This is a genomic window from Streptomyces sp. TLI_185, assembly GCF_003814765.1.
Taxonomy (GTDB): Bacteria; Actinomycetota; Actinomycetes; order Streptomycetales; family Streptomycetaceae; genus Streptomyces.
Genome location: NZ_RKRB01000001.1, coordinates 10,366,814 through 10,384,339 on the forward strand (window position 1 = coordinate 10,366,814; position 17,526 = coordinate 10,384,339).

Annotated in this window: 14 protein-coding genes and 5 pseudogenes; 12 read left to right on the top strand and 7 right to left on the bottom strand. The window is 69.5% G+C overall.

Annotated features, from left to right (window positions below):
• Window positions 1–21: 21 nt before the first annotated feature.
• Both EDD92_RS47730 and EDD92_RS50340 read left to right on the top strand, forming a co-directional pair.
• Window positions 22–423 carry a hypothetical protein gene (locus EDD92_RS47730; protein ID WP_260327247.1) on the top strand — a complete coding sequence of 134 codons (402 nt, stop codon included), beginning with the start codon at window positions 22–24 and terminating at the stop codon, window positions 421–423.
• A 365-nt stretch (window positions 424–788) separates the two neighbouring features.
• Complete coding sequence (locus EDD92_RS50340) at window positions 789–1,541, top strand: hypothetical protein (protein ID WP_185124367.1); 753 nt, start codon at window positions 789–791, stop codon at window positions 1,539–1,541.
• A 419-nt stretch (window positions 1,542–1,960) separates the two neighbouring features.
• On the opposite strand, the pseudogene EDD92_RS47740 reads toward EDD92_RS50340, so the two are convergent.
• From EDD92_RS47740 to EDD92_RS47755, 4 genes and pseudogenes are all read right to left on the bottom strand, one after another.
• Window positions 1,961–2,266: pseudogene (locus EDD92_RS47740) on the bottom strand (transposase); the annotation flags it as partial.
• A gap of 290 nt (window positions 2,267–2,556) precedes the next feature.
• Window positions 2,557–4,668: a SpoIIE family protein phosphatase gene (locus EDD92_RS47745; protein ID WP_123970085.1), complete on the bottom strand. Its 2,112-nt coding sequence runs from the start codon at window positions 4,666–4,668 to the stop codon at window positions 2,557–2,559.
• A 289-nt stretch (window positions 4,669–4,957) separates the two neighbouring features.
• Entirely contained in the window at window positions 4,958–5,224 is a 267-nt protein-coding gene (locus tag EDD92_RS47750; protein ID WP_123970086.1) for a hypothetical protein, read from the bottom strand.
• Between the two features lie 382 nt (window positions 5,225–5,606).
• The gene (locus EDD92_RS47755; RefSeq protein ID WP_260327248.1) at window positions 5,607–6,830 is read right to left on the bottom strand and encodes a penicillin-binding transpeptidase domain-containing protein; all 1,224 of its coding nucleotides are present in this window, start codon (window positions 6,828–6,830) and stop codon (window positions 5,607–5,609) included.
• 132 nt (window positions 6,831–6,962) lie between these two features.
• Here EDD92_RS47755 and EDD92_RS52260 point away from each other — a divergent pair, with 132 nt between their 5' ends.
• The 5 genes and pseudogenes from EDD92_RS52260 to EDD92_RS47780 form a co-directional block, all read left to right on the top strand.
• Window positions 6,963–8,600, top strand: coding sequence for a LuxR family transcriptional regulator (locus tag EDD92_RS52260; protein WP_123970087.1), 1,638 nt, complete (start codon window positions 6,963–6,965; stop codon window positions 8,598–8,600).
• A 150-nt stretch (window positions 8,601–8,750) separates the two neighbouring features.
• Window positions 8,751–9,665 (top strand): alpha/beta fold hydrolase, encoded by a 915-nt coding sequence (locus EDD92_RS47765; RefSeq protein ID WP_123970088.1) that lies wholly within the window; start codon window positions 8,751–8,753, stop codon window positions 9,663–9,665.
• Between the two features lie 94 nt (window positions 9,666–9,759).
• Complete coding sequence (locus tag EDD92_RS47770) at window positions 9,760–10,362, top strand: FAD-binding oxidoreductase (protein WP_221268224.1); 603 nt, start codon at window positions 9,760–9,762, stop codon at window positions 10,360–10,362.
• 24 nt (window positions 10,363–10,386) lie between these two features.
• Window positions 10,387–11,165, top strand: a pseudogene (locus EDD92_RS47775) (ISKra4 family transposase); the annotation flags it as partial.
• A 148-nt stretch (window positions 11,166–11,313) separates the two neighbouring features.
• Window positions 11,314–11,428: pseudogene (locus EDD92_RS47780) on the top strand (IS5/IS1182 family transposase); the annotation flags it as partial.
• Window positions 11,429–11,474: 46 nt separating this feature from the next.
• Here EDD92_RS47780 and EDD92_RS47785 read toward each other — a convergent pair.
• Both EDD92_RS47785 and EDD92_RS47790 read right to left on the bottom strand, forming a co-directional pair.
• On the bottom strand, window positions 11,475–11,933 hold the full coding sequence (locus EDD92_RS47785; protein ID WP_123970883.1) for an SMI1/KNR4 family protein: 459 nt from the start codon (window positions 11,931–11,933) through the stop codon (window positions 11,475–11,477).
• Between the two features lie 132 nt (window positions 11,934–12,065).
• Window positions 12,066–12,871, bottom strand: a pseudogene (locus EDD92_RS47790) (IS5 family transposase).
• 247 nt (window positions 12,872–13,118) lie between these two features.
• On the opposite strand from EDD92_RS47790, the pseudogene EDD92_RS47795 reads away from it, so the two are divergent.
• Window positions 13,119–14,617 (top strand): annotated as a pseudogene (locus EDD92_RS47795) (ISAzo13 family transposase).
• A gap of 74 nt (window positions 14,618–14,691) precedes the next feature.
• On the opposite strand, the gene EDD92_RS47800 reads toward EDD92_RS47795, so the two are convergent.
• Window positions 14,692–15,528: a hypothetical protein gene (locus EDD92_RS47800; RefSeq protein ID WP_123970090.1), complete on the bottom strand. Its 837-nt coding sequence runs from the start codon at window positions 15,526–15,528 to the stop codon at window positions 14,692–14,694.
• On the opposite strand from EDD92_RS47800, the gene EDD92_RS47805 reads away from it, so the two are divergent.
• The 4 genes from EDD92_RS47805 to EDD92_RS47820 are packed head-to-tail and all read left to right on the top strand — an operon-like array spanning window position 15,502 to window position 17,450.
• Window positions 15,502–15,867 carry a hypothetical protein gene (locus EDD92_RS47805; protein ID WP_123970091.1) on the top strand — a complete coding sequence of 122 codons (366 nt, stop codon included), beginning with the start codon at window positions 15,502–15,504 and terminating at the stop codon, window positions 15,865–15,867. The two genes, EDD92_RS47800 and EDD92_RS47805, sit on opposite strands and share 27 nt — an antisense overlap.
• Entirely contained in the window at window positions 15,813–16,508 is a 696-nt protein-coding gene (locus EDD92_RS47810; RefSeq protein WP_123970092.1) for an ATP-binding protein, read from the top strand. The genes EDD92_RS47805 and EDD92_RS47810 overlap by 55 nt, the downstream gene beginning before the upstream one ends.
• A 10-nt stretch (window positions 16,509–16,518) precedes the next feature.
• Window positions 16,519–16,965, top strand: coding sequence for a hypothetical protein (locus EDD92_RS47815; RefSeq protein ID WP_123970093.1), 447 nt, complete (start codon window positions 16,519–16,521; stop codon window positions 16,963–16,965).
• Window positions 16,959–17,450, top strand: a complete 492-nt coding sequence (locus tag EDD92_RS47820) for a hypothetical protein (RefSeq protein WP_123970094.1) — start codon at window positions 16,959–16,961, stop codon at window positions 17,448–17,450. The genes EDD92_RS47815 and EDD92_RS47820 overlap by 7 nt, the downstream gene beginning before the upstream one ends.
• The last annotated feature ends 76 nt before the right edge of the window (window positions 17,451–17,526 follow it).

The window sequence follows — 17,526 nt, forward strand, 5'->3', positions numbered from 1 at the left end:
TGTGTGGGGAAGCGAGACTGGATGAGCGTGGTGTGGGCGGCGACGTCGCCGGAATCGGGACTGTTCGATCCGGTTGAGCGACGCACGGAGGTGAAGGATCTGTCGGATCGCTTCGACGACCTGCGTTCCTGTGGCCAGGGATACGTCGAGGTTCGGTCGCCGAACAGGGAGTTCCCGGTGCTGACCCTGGCCTTCCGAGATGATCACGCGATCGTTCACCTGACGAGTGACACCGAGCGGATGTCTCTGCTCGTAGGAGACGGCACGGCGCCCACGGGTGCCGAGATCGAGGTCCCGATCATGGACGATCTCGCCGCGTTCACGGGCGATTTCGTCCGGGATGTTGATCGGGCGTGGGACCTGGTGCACGTCTTCACGCAGACGTGGGCGGCCGGCCCTCTGGGTGAGTGGTGTGAGTTGTAGCCAGCCGATGAAGGGAGTTGCCCCCGGTGGCAACAACGAAGACCGCTACGGCATGGAAGGTCGTGGTCAAGCAACGTCGCACGCTGACCGGACGTTGACGGTCCCGTGGTCGCCCCCCGACCACGGGACCGGTCGCACTGCGGCCGGCCCCGAACACGGCTGGCCAGGACCGGGTTTACCCCGCAACAGCGACCAGCTATGCTGCCGGACGGCTAGGCGCGTACGGCCCCCCGCCGTCGGCTCCCACGCAGCAGACGATCCCGGGTCAAGGTCTCAACAGGCCGGCGTCCCCGTAGATCATCGAGCGCATCGAGCAACCGGGGCGGGTACGGCGTGGGCAAGGTCCGCCGGAATCCGAGACGACGATGCCGAAGAAGCAGTCCCGCGCCGCGCAGCTTGCCCGCCAGATCCAGGCCGTGACCGGCCTGCCGTACGCCCGGTGCCTCAAGATGTGCGAGCCCTTCGAGGGCAGGTGGGTCCGCCTTGCCCGCGAACTGCGGGCGGCGGGCCTGATCGAGGCCGCCGACCACCTCCTGGCCGTGGACGCCGTGACCACAGAGGCGAGCACCTGGTTCGAGGCGGGAGGGGAGATTGAGGGGCTCTTCTACTACACCGACAACAAGCGGGTCCAGCGGACGTATGACGCCTGCTCAGACGCCGCTGACGCAGCCCTGAACCGGGTCGGGTTCGACAGGCACTCGTGGGACTCCGACGCAGAGGCGTACCACGCGGCCTTCCTTGCCCTGTCGAAGGCCGGGACGCTGCCCGACGGCCGTACGCTCGCCCGTGCCGCCCTCGATGTCTTCGCCGACGACGCGACGTGGTGCTCTGACGTCATCCGTTCCAAGGGGCGGGCCCCCTTCACGTACGACACCGCCGCTGGCCTCACCGGCCCCGGCACGCTGACCGCCGTGGCCGCCAGGAGGGCCGCCCGCGCGATGGCCCGCGCGGCCGCCATCCCGTTCAACGGGGATGAGGAGTGGTATGAGGCGGCAGGGATCATGGTTGACGTGATGTGGCATGCCAGCGAGGCCGCCGGACTGTCGCCGCTGGAGGGGCGCCCAAACTGCCAGGACCACCTTCGCGACTTCATGGACGGTGAGATCCCTCAGCGGTGACAGGGCGGCGGGGCGGTCGGACTGACCAGTCGAGCAGGACGACCGCCTCGCCAGTTACCCGACCTGGCGAGCTCGTCAGGTTGCGCTGGGTGTTGCGACAAGTGTTGCGCTGAGCCTTGCGGTAGGTGTTGCGGGCGCTGCACATGCCCTCTCGTATCTGTGCAGGTCAGTACGGGGTTTTGGCGTGGTTGGGCTGCTGACATCCCCGTTGCGGCCGCTTTTGCCCATGTTCCTGGCTGAGTTGAGGAGTGGGAGGGCGGGATGGGCGGCGCGGACGCGGCCGGGGATCAGGGCGCGCTCGCTCGTGTTGCGCGTCGGCGGGGCCTCCGCGCCGTGCCGCCGTCAGTGCGGCGCTGACGTCAGGCGGGGGGTGCCCCTATCTCTTTCGTCAAGGGGCGGGGCGGTTGATTGGTGATGTTTCAGGCGGCTTGGGGGACGGCTTGAGGTTCGAAGAACGTGCCGTCGCGGAGCATGGCGAACAGGACGTCGACTCGGCGGCGGGCGAGACACATCAGGGCCTGCTTGTGCCGTTTGCCCTCGTCCTTCTTGCGCGCCCGTTTCAGGTGCTTGTTGCCCCGGCGGGACGGGCTCTCGCCCCGGATGGAGGACCCGGATCTTCGAGTCACCGGGGCGAGCCCCGCATAGGCGGCGAGGTGCCCGGCGGTGGGGAAAGCCCGCACGCCGGGCAGCCGCTCGCCCCGGCCCGGCGGTGGGGTGCCAGCCGGCCTGGACCGGTTCGGGTGCCCTCGACACCGCGGGTGGCACGTCGGCGGCCTCCCTTTCGCGAGCAGGGGCAGGCCAGTCACGGGGGGAACCGGCCTGCCCCTGCACGTCGGAGCCCGCAGCCCCCTCCACAGAGGGCGGACTCCTCGACCCTCATGATCGGGTCACCTTCTCCAGCGCATCGTGGTGCCGATGTGTCACACGGGACGGCTCGGCATGGCGTGAGCGGCGCTGGCTCGCTGAGGGGTACGGCCCAGGGCAGGTTGACGGTGGCCGGCGGTGCCTGGGTTGGTCAGGCGGCTCCTCGGCCCACTGTGAAGGGGTGTGCGCGGGCGATGAGCAGGGCGACGTCGTCGCGGTCGTCCGGGTGCCGGAGGTCGTGCAGGAGCCGGTCGCAGGTTTCTTCCAGGGGGCGGTCGGGGGTGTCGAGCAGGTTCAGGAGGGTGTCGAGGCGTTCGTCGATGGGCTGGTGGCGGGTTTCGACCAGCCCGTCGGTGTACAGGACCAGTTGGTCGCCGGGGGCGAGGCTGAGGGCGGTGGTTTCGAAGGGGATGCCGCCCACGCCGAGGGGGGTGCCGGTGGGCAGATCGAGCAGTCGTGGCCGGGTGCCGCTGGGGACGAGGACGGGGGGCAGGTGGCCGGCGTTGGCGATGTGGCACGTGGCGTCGTGCGGGTCGTAGGCGGCGTAGAGGCAGGTGGCGATGTACGGGTCCAGGCCGGAGGTGATCGCGTCGAGCTGTTCGAGGACCCGGGCGGGGCCGAGGTCGAGGCTGGCGAAGGCCGCGGTGGCGGTGCGCAGACGGCCCATGGTCGCGGCCGCGTCGATACCGCTGCCCATCACGTCGCCCACGACCAGCGCGGTCTTGTCCCCGCCGAGGGGGAGGACGTCGTACCAGTCGCCGCCGATCTCGTAGGCGGCCTGTGCGGGCAGGTACCGGGAGGCGACCTGTAGGCCGGGCAGGTGGGGCGGGTGCTCGGGGAGCAGGCTGCGCTGCAGGGTCTCGGCGGCGTTGCGCACGCTCTGGTGGGTGCGGGCGTTGTCGATGCACACCGCGGTGCGGGAGGCCAGCTCGGTGGCGATGGCCAGGTCGTCCTCGTCGAACGGCCGAGGATCGCGGGCCCGGGTCAGGCCGAGGAAGCCGAGGACGGTGCCGCGTGCGGCGAGCGGGACGGCCATGTAGGAGTGCACTCCTGCGCGGGCCAGCAGGGTGGCGGCGTCCTCGTCGCGGGTGATGCGCGTGAGGTCGTTTCCGTCGGCGTGGCGGATGAGGATGGGCCGGCCGGTGCGTACGCATCGGGTGGCCAGGCGGCCGGCGTCGTACGCGGCGATCTGGCCGGGTGCGTCGGCGGCCCGGAGGGCGTCGGTGGGGTAGGCGGCCTTGACCGCCAGGGCGCGGAAGTGCGCGGGGCCGTGTGTGGTGGTGGGGCGGTGCTCGTCGATGACGGAGTCGAGTACGTCGACGGCGACCATGTCGGCGAGTTCGGGCACGGTGACGTCGGCCAGCTCGCGGGCCGTTTGTTCGACGTCCAGGGTGGTGCCGATGCGGGCCGAGCCGTCGGCGATCAGGGCCAGGCGCCGCCGTGTCTCGGTGGCTTCCGTGGCCGACCAGTACCGGTCGGTGACGTCCACGACCAGGTCGGCCACCCCGAGGACGCGGCCCTGGGTGTTTTCCAGCCGGTAGAGCGAGATCGACCAGGCGTGCTTGTGTTCCGGGTCGGCCGGGGTGCGGCCGACGATGGTGGACTGGTCGACCAGGGGGATCCCGGTCTCAAGGACCTGCCGCATCGCGGCCTCGGGCACTTCGAACTTCGTTTGCTTCATGATTTCGCGGTAGTGGCGGCCGATGTGCTCTGTGGCGGGAATGCCGTGCATGCGCTCCAGGGCGGGGTTGACGGCCAGGTAGCGCAGGCCGGTGTCGAGGATCGCGATCCCGATGGGGGACTGGGCGATCAGCCGGGTGGACAGGGCAACGTTCCGCTCCAGTGCGCGCAGTGTGGGGGAGTCGGTGCCGAGCCCGAGGGCGTAGAAGGCGCCGTGATCGTCGAGCAGCCGCATGTTGCGCAGCTCCACCGGCCGTGTGCTGCCGTCCTTGCACCGGATGGGGAACGTGCCGCCCCAGCTCTGGCCGGTCTCCATGACCTCGGCGAACTTCTTGATCACCCAGTCGAAGTGGTCTTCGTGGACGAGCAGCCGGGCGGCGTATTGCCCGAGTGCTTCCTCGGCGGTGTAGCCGTACAGTTCCTCGGCCTGCGGGCTCCACAGGACGATCCGGCCCTCGGCGTCCAGCAGCACCGCCGCGACAGCGAGAAGATCCATCAGCCCGCTCGGCTGCGACGGCTCGCCCTCCGGGCGGTTGCTGTCTGCCCGGTCGAGGTCCGCTGGCGGCCATTCGGCTTCGCTCATCGCGGCACTCCTTCTGCCGACCGGCGGGGCCATCCGCCGGCCTGGAGCGCGGCCTGTCTGCGTCTGCAGGCGCTTGGAGTTCCATGGTCCCCCGGACCACCGGACAACACACCCCCGTCAGCACGCGAAGCCGAGACTGGGGAGGGTGGCATGGCCGAGGCTGTGCGATCCGAGGCGGCTGGTGTCGCCGTCGCGGGCGCAGATCAAGAGGTCGGCCCCGGCGGCGTCCCGCAGCCAGGACGGCGCGGCAGATCAGTGGACGGCGTGCAGCAGCTGGTCCTGGCGCTGCTCAGCCGCGCCGGACGGAGAACAGGCGCGCCGCCGCAGCCAGCACTAGCCCGGCCGCGATGAGGTACAGGCCAAGACGTTCTTCGGGCACTGCCGGCGACCACACCCGCCAGGCCGACGGGGTGTAGCTGTCGGCCGCCAGGAAGGCCCCGTAGTACCTGGGGGGCGCGCTGGTCTGGCCGCGCACCCACAGCAGGGCGCCTATGGCGGCGCAGGTCGCGGATATCGCATACAGGACCGTGCTGCAGCGCGGGGCCGGTCTGGTCACGGGCTCTCCCCCGTCGTCGTTGCTGTCGTGGTGTGTGGATTCTCCCTGCCCGTGCCAGTCACGTCCGCGCCGGGGGCATCGTTGCGAGTGCCAGTGCGCACAGCTCTTCCTCTGACAGGGACGGCGCGCGCAAGGGGGTGCCCTTGAACGAAGGTTGGGTGGCCCGGGGATTTCCGTCGGGCCGCCCAACCATGCCGAAGCGGGCTGCCGGGTTCGATGGCAAACCGAGCATCCAGGGCCGTCACGTCCCAGGGCCCGCCCATCCTGTCCGATCACCGGCAAGTGCCCCTCGTGCCGGAACCGGCAGCGACGCAAGGTGATCACCTGGCAGAGCATGGGAACACGCGGCGCCTTGCTCACGACTGCCCTCGCTCACTGCGGATCAGCTCTCGGTCAGCAGGTGTCGGACGACGTATCCGGCGGAGTCCACGCCGGAGCTGCCGCCTTCGACCAGGGCCGCGACGGCGATGCGGGAGTTGTACGCGGTCAGCCATCCGTTGGTGTGGTCGGCTTCCTCCGCCGTACCCGTCTTGGCGCCCACGCTGGCCAGGCCGCCGAGGCGCGGTGCTGCCGTGCCGCTGGTGGCCACGCCACGCATCATCGACTGCAGGTAGCAGGCCGTACGGCCGGAGATCTGCTGCGGCGCGGTCTCCTGGTGCTCTCCGGGCAGAATGATCGGCTGCGCGAAGCCGACATTGCGTACGGTCGCCGCCACGGACGCCATGAACAGCGGTGTGGCCGTGACCGTGCCCTGCCCGATGAACTGGGCTGCCTGGTCGCCGCCCTGGAGGTCGGCAGGGATGCTCGGGTCGGTGGTGGCGACGCCGCCGCCGACGGACCAGCTGCCCATGCCGAAGACGTTCACGGCCTCGTCGTGCAGGGCGGAGGCGTCGCCGTTGTTCACGAGGTAGTGGAAGCCGTCCTTGATGAAGGAGGTGTTGCACGACACGGTGAACGCCTGCGCGATGGTTGCGGCCGGGTTGGCCGTCACGCCCGGGTCGTTGTGGAACGTCTGGCTGTTGGCCGTCAGCGAGTTGGTGCACGGGGCCGGACTGCTCGGCGTGAGGCTGGCCTTGTCGAACAGGGCCGCCGAGGTGATGATCTTCATGGTGGAGCCCGGCGACTTGATGCCGTTGATGGCGATGTCGCCGTCCGCGCCCGTGTGGGCGATCGCGAGGATGTGGCCACTGCGCCAGTCCAGCGCCACCGTCCCGGACGGCTTGTCTTGCAGGGGAGAGTCCTTCACCGCGCTCTCGGCCACGGCCTGGAGGTGCGCGTCGATGGTCGTCTTGATCTTTGCAGTCCGGCCCTTGGCGAAGACCTGCAGCGCCTTGACACCGTCGCCATTGGCGTTCAGCACGGCTACGCCCGTGCCGGTGCTGCCACCACTGGGTTTGGCGTTCTGGAGGATCGTCGCCGCGATGTCCCGCAGCGAGGGGAACGTGGTCAGGTCCGTCTTCCCGTCGCTCGCGACGACCTCGGCCGTGCTCGCGTCAGCGGGGAGCTTGCCCGCCGTCAGCGACTGGTCATCGCGCAGGCCCGGGTAGAGCACCGAGTTGTTCCAGCGCACCGCAGACTGGCCGTCCGTGCTCTGCAGCACCGCCACCGCACTCGGATAGGTCCAAGTACCGCCCGCCACCTTGGCCGTGACATGAACGCGGCTCAGCGGCGGTCTCGGGCGCAGCCCGCAATAACCGCTTACGCTGCCTACAGGGACTCGTCGCTGGCGGGAGCACTCATGGCCATCGTCGATGCACGCATGCACGGGCGCGAGGCGTACGAGCGGCTTGCGTGGCGGGATGCGTATGAGCATCTGTCGGCCGCCGACCAGCGGGGCCAGCTGGAGGCTGATGATCTCGACCGGATGGCGCGGGCGGCGTACCTGATCGGAGCCGTCGACGGGGCGACCGGGACCTGGGAGCGGGCCCATCACGCGTTCCTGGCGCGAGGGGACGTGGCGTCGGCCGTACGGTGTGCGTTCTGGATCGGGCTCACGCTCGTCCTCCACGGCGAGCACGCCCGCGGCGGCGGATGGCTGGCACGTGCGCAGCACATCCTTGAGGATGCGGCGCTGGACTGCGTGGAGCAGGGGTACCTGCGTATCCCCATGGCGCTGGGGGCTTTGGGCGGTGGCGATCCCCAGGCGGCGCGCCGCTCGTTTGCGGAGATCACCGAGATCGCCGACCGGTTCGACGACGCCGACCTGCGGGCGCTCGGGAGGCTGGGGCAGGGCCAGGCGCTCGTCGCGCAGGGTCGGGCGGCGCAGGGCGTGGCGATGCTGGACGAGGCGATGGTGGCGGTGACCACGGGAGAGGTGTCGCCGGTCACCGCCGGAATCGTCTACTGCGCCGTGATCCTCGCCTGCCGCGGGATCTTTGACCTTGGCCGTGTGCAGGAGTGGACGGCGGCGCTGAGCCGTTGGTGCGCCACGCAGCAGGACCTCAAGCCGTACCGGGGCCAGTGCCTGGTGCACCGTTCGGAGATCATGCAGCTGCGCGGCGAGTGGGCCGATGCCATGGACGAGGTGCGGCAGGCGTGCGAGCACCTGTCCGACCCGCCCGGTGACCCGGTGATGGGCATGGCGCTGTACCAGCGTGCCGAGCTGTTCCGGCTGCGCGGCGAGTTCTCCCGGGCCGAGAGCTGCTACCGCGAGGCCATCGGCTGGGGGCACTCGGCGCAGCCGGGCCTGGCGCTGCTCCGGTTGGCGCAGGGCCGCCTCGATGACGCTGCCGCCGCGATCCGCCGGACGGTCGGGGAGAGCGAGGGGGTGGAGGATCGGCCCAGGGTGCTGGCCGGCTATGTGGAGATCGAGCTCGCCGCCGGAGCCGTCGAGGACGCTCAGCTCGCAGTCGACGAGCTCGATAAGATCGCCGCCGGTTTCGACTCGCCGTACCTGCGGGCGGTGGTCGCGTACGCGCACGGATCCGTGCTCCTTGCCGCCGGTGAACCGGAGGCCGCGTGCGTCGCCCTGCGCCGTGCGTGGGTTGCCTGGCACGAGATCGATGCCCTTTACGAGACGGCACGGGTGCGGCTGCAGATGGCGCGGGCGCGCCGCCGGATCGGTGACCACGACACGGCCGAGATGGAGCTGGAAGCAGCCCGCCGGGTCTTCGAGCAGCTGGGCGCGGTACCGGCGCTTGAGCAGGTGCGGCAGCTCATGGGCCGGGCCTCGTATCCGAGTCCCGGAGGTCTGACCCCTCGCGAGGTCGAGGTGCTCCGCCTGGTCGCGACCGGCGCGTCGAACCGGGAGATCGCGGACCGGCTTGTCATCAGCGACAAGACGGTGGCCCGGCATGTGAGCAACATGTTCACCAAGCTGGGCGTCTCCTCGCGGGCCGCCGCCACCGCGTACGCCTACGAGCACGACCTCGTATAGCGCCTGGCCGCCTGCACAGAAATACCCACACGGCGCGCGCCGGCCGAGTTGGTTGATGCGACCGATGCGGATGCCGCCGCCGGACGCGGACTCTTTCCTCGTAGGCCCTTGGATCTCATGGGCCTGGCAGGCCCTGAGAAGGAGGCCGTGATGAGCACTCAGGACGGGGCAACACGCCCGGAGCAGTCCTCCGGTCAGCAGGCGCGCGACCTGCTGCTTGCGGCGATGCCGCTGACGGAGCGGCAGCTTCAGTTGGCGACGGTGTCCACCGCCGTCCTGGAAGGCGGTGACGGCCCGCCCGTCGTGCTGCTGCACGGCCACGGTGAGTTCGCCGCCGTCTGGATCAGGGTGATCCCCGACCTGGTCAAGACCCACAGGGTGATCGTCCCTGATCTGCCCGGCCATGGAGCGTCGCTGGTACGCGACGGACGACTCGACACCCAGAGGGTCCTGGCATGGCTCGACGAGCTGATCGACCAGACCTGCCAGGCCAGGCCGCCCGTACTGGTCGGCCACCTGCTGGGCGGCGCGATCGCCGCTCGGTACGCGGTGCACCACAGCGACCGCCTCGCCCACCTGATCCTGGTCGACACACTGGGGCTGGGCTTGTTCCGGCCGGCGCCGAGCTTCGCGGTACCCATGATGGGCTTCGTTGCCCGTCCGACTCCGAAGAGCCGAGACCGCCTGTTCAACCGGTGCTTCCTCGACATGGACCAGGTGGGCGAACAGACGGGAGAGCAGTGGCAGCCGCTGCTGGACTACGCCCTGGACCGCGCCCGCACTCCCAGCGTGCAGGCGGCGCTCCGCCGCCTCATCCCGCGGGTCGCCATGCCTGCCATCCCGGCTGGCGATCTCACGCGCATCACCGTCCCCACCGACCTGATCCACGGCCGGCACGACCTCCAGGTACGGCTGCGGACAGCGCAGGCGGCCAGCGTCCGCTACGGCTGGCCGCTGCACGTGATCGAGGACTGCCGGGACGACCCCGCCGCAGAGCAGCCGGAGCTCTTCCTCGACGCGCTGCGCACCGCGATGGGACCATCGATGGAGGAGCAGTCGGCATGAGCACGAGAATGTTCGAGGTCGCCGGGCTCGGCGGCGGGAACACGGCCTGACCTCTGCCCAAATCAAGCAGCTGAGCAGCAGGCTCGAAGGGCCATTGCTCACCGCCGGGGACGAAGGCTGGGACGAGGCCGTCCTGGTCTGGAACGCCATGGTCGCGGCGAAGCCGTCGCTGGTCGTCCAGCCGGCCTCGGACCACGGCCTGCTGCTGAGTATCAAGGGCGGGGGCAACAACATCGCCGGAACGGCACTCGCCGACCGTGGGCTGACCCTCGACATGTCCCGCATGCGCGAGGTCACCGTGGACCCGGCCGCCCGTCTCGCGCACGTCGGCCCGGGGTGCCTGCTGCAGGACATCGACCGGGCGACCCAGCCGTACGGCCTCGCGACGGTACTCGGGTTCGTGTCCGAGACGGGAGTCGCCGGGCTGACCCTCGGCGGCGGATTCGGTTACCTGACACGCCGGTTCGGCTGGGCGGCCGACAACCTGGAGGAAGCCGAGATCGTCACGGCGGACGGAAGGACACGGATCGCCAGCCGGGCGGAGAACCCGGAGTTGTTCTGGGCGATCCGGGGCGGTGGCGGCAACTTCGGCGTCGTCACCCGCTTCACCTTCCGACTGCACGAAGTCGGCCCCGTCATCACCGGCGGACTGGCCGCCTGGAGCGCCGACCGGGCGGACGACGTGCTCGCGACGTAACGGGAACTCGCCGCGGCCGCTCCCCGCAAACGCATGGCGACCGTGGCCTGCGTCTTCGACACCGCACCGGCCCCGCGCCGACCGCGTGCACCGCCTCAGTGATCCGTTCCCCGGAACAGGTCGTCGCCGACACCTTCGCCCAGGCCGAGGCCCACGACCCACACCATCTGCGGGAGTGGATCGTGCTCGTCGACGGCGCTCGCCACCAACTCGACCTGATCCACACCGAAGCCGCCCACCGCGGCATCCGCCTGAACGTGCTGCTCGACTTCGTGCACGTCGCCGAGTACTGCTGGACGGCCGCGCACGCCTTCGACCCGCCCGGCAGCCGCGAGGCCGAAACCTGGGCCGCGGACAAACTCACCGCGATCCTCGCCGGACACACGGAGCGCGCCGCCACAGATGTGACCGCCCAGGCCGCAGCCGAACAGCCGCCCGCCGCCCGCCGCGACGCCGTCACCACCTGCCACCGCTACCTCACCGGCCACCTCGACGAACTCCACTACGACACCGCCCTCAAAGCGGGCTGGCCGATCGCCACCGGCGCCGTCGAGGGCGCCTGCCGCCACCTGATCGCCGACCGTCTCGACACTACCGGTGCCCGCTGGGGCCTTGACGGCGCCGAAGCCGTCCTCCAACTCCGCGCACTGATCACAAACGGCGATTTCGAGGACTACTGGGTCTTCCACGCAGCTGGTGAGCATCAACGTCTCTACCTCACCCCCGACCAGGAGAACACAACCTCACTGCTTGATCCCGACCGTCACTTCAGAGGATCCACACCCATCCGAAAAGGTCAGTAGAGGGCGTCTGAAAAGCCTGTCAGTGGGCTGATCTCGCAAGGCGTCGCACGAGGAGCATGGCCATAGTGAGGTAGATGGCGTTCTCCGAACACACGCGCAGGTACTCGTAGTCCTTCGACAGGCGCCTCGCCACGCGGCCGACCCAACTTCCTGGCTGACCGGCTACCGCTGCCTGTCACCCCGCTACGAGCGCCACCCCCGCAACTACCTGGCCTTCCTCGGCCCTCTGCTGCTACAAACGCCTCGGCAAACTGACCATGTAGGACACGGTGTAACAGCGGCTAACAGAATGGGTGCCGAGGACGGCGTCTACAGGTGGCCCGGCTCTCCGTCGGCAACGAACCGTGCCAGGGATCGCTCCAGCAGTTCCAGGAACTGCCGCAGGTCATCGGCCACCTTGTCGAGTTCCGGTTCGTCCAGCGACGCCGTCCGCGTCCGGTAGACCGTCCCATCAGGGCCCGCGACATAGGACTGGCCGCCGCCATTCGAGCCGATGACCAGGCCACCGGCTGTCTGGTTCACGTCGACAGCGACAACGCCGTACTCCTGGATCCGCAGCAGGACGTCACGTGCCGGGTCAAGGAAGTAGCCGTTGCCGACGTCTGCCCAAGTGACGTCGCCGATGCTGTCGTAGAAGGTGACCAAGTCAGCTGGGATGAGGCTCACTTGGGCGAGCGTGCGAGCCGCGGCTTGATCGTCGCGGTTGGCCGGCCGGACCGCGTTGGCGCCCGGGGGAAAGCCATGCCGACGCTCGAACTCGCCCGTCATTGCCGTGAGGGTCCCCGAGATTCTGTCGGTCCACGTGGCCAGCCAGGCGGACGAAAGCGAACGGTCACTCATGAGGCCGGATCATGGCATGAGCCACGGACATCCGAGGGGTGACGACCTTGCATTCCAATGTCAGCGCAATGCGCTGAGCTGTCGGTGGGTGATGAGGCAGCAGGCGAGTTTCAGGAACGCTTCGTGGATGTCGGCCCTGCGTTCCCACCGGATCCGCAGGCGGCGGAAGCCGTGCAGCCACGCAAAACTCCGCTCCACGACCCAGCGGTAGGTGCCCAGTCCGGTGCCGTCCCGGGTGCCTCGGCGTGCGATCGCGGGCACGATGCCGCGAGCGCGGACCTGGTCGCGGTAGATGTCGTGGTCGTAGCCGCGGTCGGCGAACAGCGAGTCAGGCTTGCGGCGGGGACGGCCAACCCGGCCGCGGACCGGTGGGATCGCGTCGAGCAGCGGCAGCAGTTGGGTGACGTCGTTGCGGTTGCCACCAGTCAGCAGGACCGCCAGCGCGGTGCCGTGCCCATCGGTGATCAAGTGATGTTTGGAGCCGGCTCGTCCCCGGTCGACCGGCGACGGTCCCGTCTGGCTCCCCCTTTTAGCGCCCTGACGTGGGAGGAGTCGACCACGCAGCGGGACCAGTCCAGCCGCGAGGCCGCGTTGAGTTCGGCGAGCAGGACCTTGTGCAGCCGCTGCCAGACGCCGGCCTCGTTCCAGTCCCGCAGACGACGCCAGCACGTCATACCCGAGCCGAAGCCGAGGTCTTGCGGCAGGTACTCCCACTGGATGCCGGTGTGCAGCACGTACAGGATCCCGCAGAGCACCTCGCGGTCCGGCAGCGGCTTGCGGCCCGGATACCGGAACCTACGCTCACGCTTCGGCAGCAGCGGTTCAAGGCGATCCCACAGCTCATCCGACACGATCCACGGCGACATCCCCACACCGGACCGAACGCTCAACTCCCGCCCCAGACACGGCCATCAGCGCACACTCACCTCATTGTGTTAGCCGTGGTAAGGGCTTGCCGGGAAACAAGTCGTGGCTCCCGGCTGTCGGACTCGTTGTTCTGGTATGGGGAGACCGGAGGGGATCGAGGCCGTCCTGGCTGCGAAGTTCCAGGTGTTGTTGCCACATCTGGACGAGCGCCAGCGTCGGCTGGCCATAGGGGCGGAAGCGCTGTCGCTGGGGCGTGGTGGGATCAGGCTCTGTTGGGGCGGATCCGTCGTCCTGGTGGAGGCCGGAAGAAGGCCGTGGACCTTGATCCGGGGCTGCGGTCGGCGCTGCTTGCGCTGGTCGAGCCCGACGAGCGGGGCGATCCGATGTCGCCGCTGCGGTGGACGACGAAGTCGACCCGGAAGCTGGCAGCGGAGCTGACCCGGCAGGGCCACCGGGTCTCCGCCGACACGGTCGCCGGCCTGCTGCGGGAGGAAGGCTTCAGTCTGCAGGGCAACGCCAAGACCATCGAGGGTGCCCAGCACCCCGACAGGGACGCCCAGTTTCGCTACCTCAATGAGCAGGCACGAGACCACCGGGACGCCGGCGACCCGGTGATCAGCGTGGACAGCAAGAAGAAGGAGCTGATCGGCGACTACAAGAGCGCCGGGCGCGAATGGCGGCCCGTAGGACAGCCCGTGAGGGTCAAGACGCACGACTTCCCCGGCCAGGCCGAGAAAGCGATTCCGTACGGAATCTATGACATGGCGGCGAACACCGGCTGGGTCAGCATCGGCACCGATCACGACACCGTGGCGTTCGCCGTCGCCTCGATCCGGCGCTGGTGGCAGGCAGTCGGCCGGTATGACTACCCCCACGCCCGCCGACTGCTGATCACCGCCGATGGCGGGGGCTCCAACGGCTATCGCACCCGCGGCTGGAAGACCCAGCTCGCCGACCTCGCCGCTGAGACGGGTCTTGAGATCACGGTGTGTCACCTTCCGCCCGGCACCTCGAAATGGAACAAGATCGAGCACCGGTTGTTCTCTCACATCACCATGAACTGGCGCGGCAGACCCCTGACCAGCCATGAAGTCATGCTCCAAACCATCGCCGCGACCACCAGCCGCACCGGCCTCACCGTCCATGCCGAGCTCGACAGCGGTGAGTACCCCACCGGCATCCGTGTCAGCGACGACGAGATCGCCGCCCTGCCCATCACTCGCCATCGCTTCCACGGCGACTGGAACTACACCCTCCACCCCCAGCATCCGATGGACGCGGCGACCACCGGCAGCACACCGGACGAGGCCCTGGCGCACAGACCGGCTCGCCTCACGCGGCGTTCGCTCCAGGACCCGGAACTGACCGGGATGACCCGCCGGCAGCTCAGCGAGCTCATCGAGTCGTTGACTTCAGCGATGGAGGTTCAACGCGAGCAAGTACTTCGCACACGTCGGGGTCACGAGCGCCTGGTGGCCCCTGGCGCAGGTGCCAAAGCCAAGCTCACCTCAGCCGACCGGGTCCTGGTCACCATGCTCCACCTGCGAAAACTCGCGACCATGGACCTCCTGGGCCAGCTCTTCAACACCACCGCCATGACCATCAGCCGTGCAGTGAAAGACGTCCGCCCGCTCCTGGAAGCCCATGGTGTTCATCTCCCCGCCTCAACCGCCCGTTTCCGCACACGGGAAGACGTCGCCAGGTTTCTCGACCCCGACAAAACCAAGATCAAACCGACGTGTTGATTCCCGGCAAGCCCTTACAGTAGGAATCAGTGTCCCGCCGAGCAAGCAGCCGTGCCAGGCCCGCTCGCCGCTCGCTAGAAACCCGCTGGCTGCGGCAATGGTCCCCAGATGATGCGGGTTCCACCAGACTCTGCGCTCTCAAAGGTGACATTGCCGCCCGGCACCAACCTCGCGCGGTCGAAGTCGACCGTGCCGTCGCGGAACTCCGCGTAGTCGAAGGCGACCGTACCACTGGAGAACTCCGCACGGCCGAAGGCAACTGTGCCGCCGGAGAAGATCGAGCTGACAAAGGTGACCGTGCCGCTGGAGAAGGCCGCGGGGGCGAAGGCGACCGTGCCGCCGGAAAACCTCGCGCGGTCGAAGGTGACGGTGCCGCCGGAAAACTCCGCGGCGATAAAGGTGATGGTGCCGCCTGAGAACTCCGCGCGGTCAAAGTTCGTGGTGCCGCCGGTGAACATCGCGCGGTCAAAGATCGTTGTACCGCCCGTGAACATCGCGCGGTTGAAGGAGACCGTGCCGTCGCCGAACTCCGCGTAGTCGAGGGCGATCGTACCGCCAGAGAAGACCGCTTGGTCGAAGGTGACTGAGCCGCCGGAGAAGACCGCGCTGACAAACGTGACCGTGCCGTCGCGGAACTCTGCGTGGTCGAAGGTGACTGAGCCGTCTGAGAACACCGTGCCGTTGAAGGTGGCCGTGCCACCGGAAAACACTGCGCCGATGAAGGTGGGACGGGGTGGGAAGAACGGGTGGACCCGTGGCAGCCGGGCATGGTGCCGCGGCTGAGTCTCTTGTTGGCGTGGCAGGCGGGTCTTGCCCCGTTCATCCGGGTGCGGGGTGTCGAGGTGCTGCGGATCGGTGATGTGGTCGCCGACGATGTTTTCACCGTGCTGGGTGAGCGCGGTATCCCGCACGGCCCGGTGCTCGTCAACGTGCCCCGCAGGTGCGTCGAGATTTTGGTGCCGCTGGGCTCCGCCGCGGCTTGGCGGCCGCAGCCGCACACGGTGTGCGTGGCGAACGCGCTGATGCGCTGCCCTGCCCCCAACGTGACGCGCGACAGCGGCCGTTGGGTGGAAGGCCGCACCTGGACGACACCGCCCGGCAGCAGTCCCGAGATCACCAGCGCCGATGTACTCGCCGAGGTGCTGCCCATGGTCCTGGCTCGGCGCACTGCCGCCCTCGCACAGCGGATCGAGGGATGGACCGGAGAGCACCCGAGGCCAGGCCGCCCCAGGGAGGGACAGCAGTGGTGACCGCATACCCCACGCAGGGCAGCCAGAGCGGTGCTCTTGAGGTCGTCTGGAGAGATCTCGACCGCGAACTCCTGCCAGGGCTACGGCCCGTGCCATCGCATGGCCTGGGCCGCCCGCCCCGCAGCAGGCCGAGGACCGTGCAGTGCTTGCGCGAGGTCCGGCAGCTGCCTGGGCGGTCCGAGTGCACGCCCCGCGCGGCGCGCGCGTTCGTGGTGGACACGTGCCGCCTGTGGCACATGTCGCGGGGGATTGTGGGGGACTTGACGCTGATCGTCTCGGAGCTCGCCACCAACGCGGTGGAGCACGCCCCGAACGAGCGCGTCACCATCGCCCTGCTCCTCACCGCTGATCAGGTCTGGGCGGTCGTGATCGATCAGGGCCCCCGCCGCCGTGTTGCCGCTCACCAGGCCGACGCGGACGATGAGCACGGTCGCGGGCTCTACCTCGTCGAGGCCCTGGCCGCCCGATCCGGGGCAGTGCCCGCGCGACGGGGGACCGCCGTGTGGGCCTGCCTGAACCTCCCGGCCCGGCGACCGACCACCAAGGCCAGCGCGGCTTCCATCCATGCCCCCACACAGGACGACACCGACTCCCCCCACACCCCCGAGGACGCGGCCGATGCCCCCCGTACCCACCCGTGACGATGACACGATGACGTTTCCGCGCGTCGATGCCGCGCAGATCCGGGCCGAGGCCCTGCGCCGGACCTGGCCCGTCACCCTCGATGTGCAGCACCGGGTGCACGCCGGAGTGGCTGGCACGTTCGACGCGTGGGGCGTCGCCGCGGGAGTGGCTGATCTCCTTGGCGAGCTCGCCGCCGAGTACGTCGACGACGTGCTTAAGCTCCAGCCGAGCCCGTACATCGCCGTCACCGTGATGATCGAGGGCAACACCGACGTCCCACAGTTACGCGACAGCGCCCGCGCCACCGTCAGCGTGATCCCCACCCGCACTCCCGACCCCGCCCAGGGCGCCCTACTGCCCAGCAGGCAGGGGGCGTTCACCGAATCGAGTTGGGGCACCACCACCTTGACCACGGGCCCGTGCCAGTACGCGACGGTCAACGTCGTCACCGTCCGGCAGGGGGCGACATGGTGACCGCCCCGCACCCCGGCCCGCCTGCGGACGCCGAGTTGCCGGCCACCCCGTGGCCCGGCTCGTGCAAGGCGACCCGCCACTACGCAACGAGCGACCCCGCCACCCCCGACCGCGCGGCCTTCAACGTGGGTGTCGCCCTGGGATCCTGGCGGCTGGCGGACCCAGTCGTCGAGGTCCTGGTGAGTCGGGCCCGCGCACTGGTCACCGAGGCCCTCGACACCCTCCGCGGGGACCGGGTCATCGTGACGACCGTGTTCGACGGCACCCGGGCCACGGTCCACGTCGTGTCGACGCAGTGCACACAGGACCACCCCGCCGATCTGATCGACACCGTCACCACGAAGGTGCTGCGCGAGGAGGCTGCCCGCTGGCACGCCACCGACACCACGAGCTGTCCGTGCACGTCAATGGCCGTCCTGGCCGACGACTGGCCCAACCTCAGGCTCTTCCTCACCACCCACCAGCTCTCCCATCCGACCACCTAGCCACCGGACCGCAGGTCCGCGCGTCCCCCGTCGCGGATCTGCGTGCTGCCCCGCCCGGCCCCCGTGAGCCGGGCGG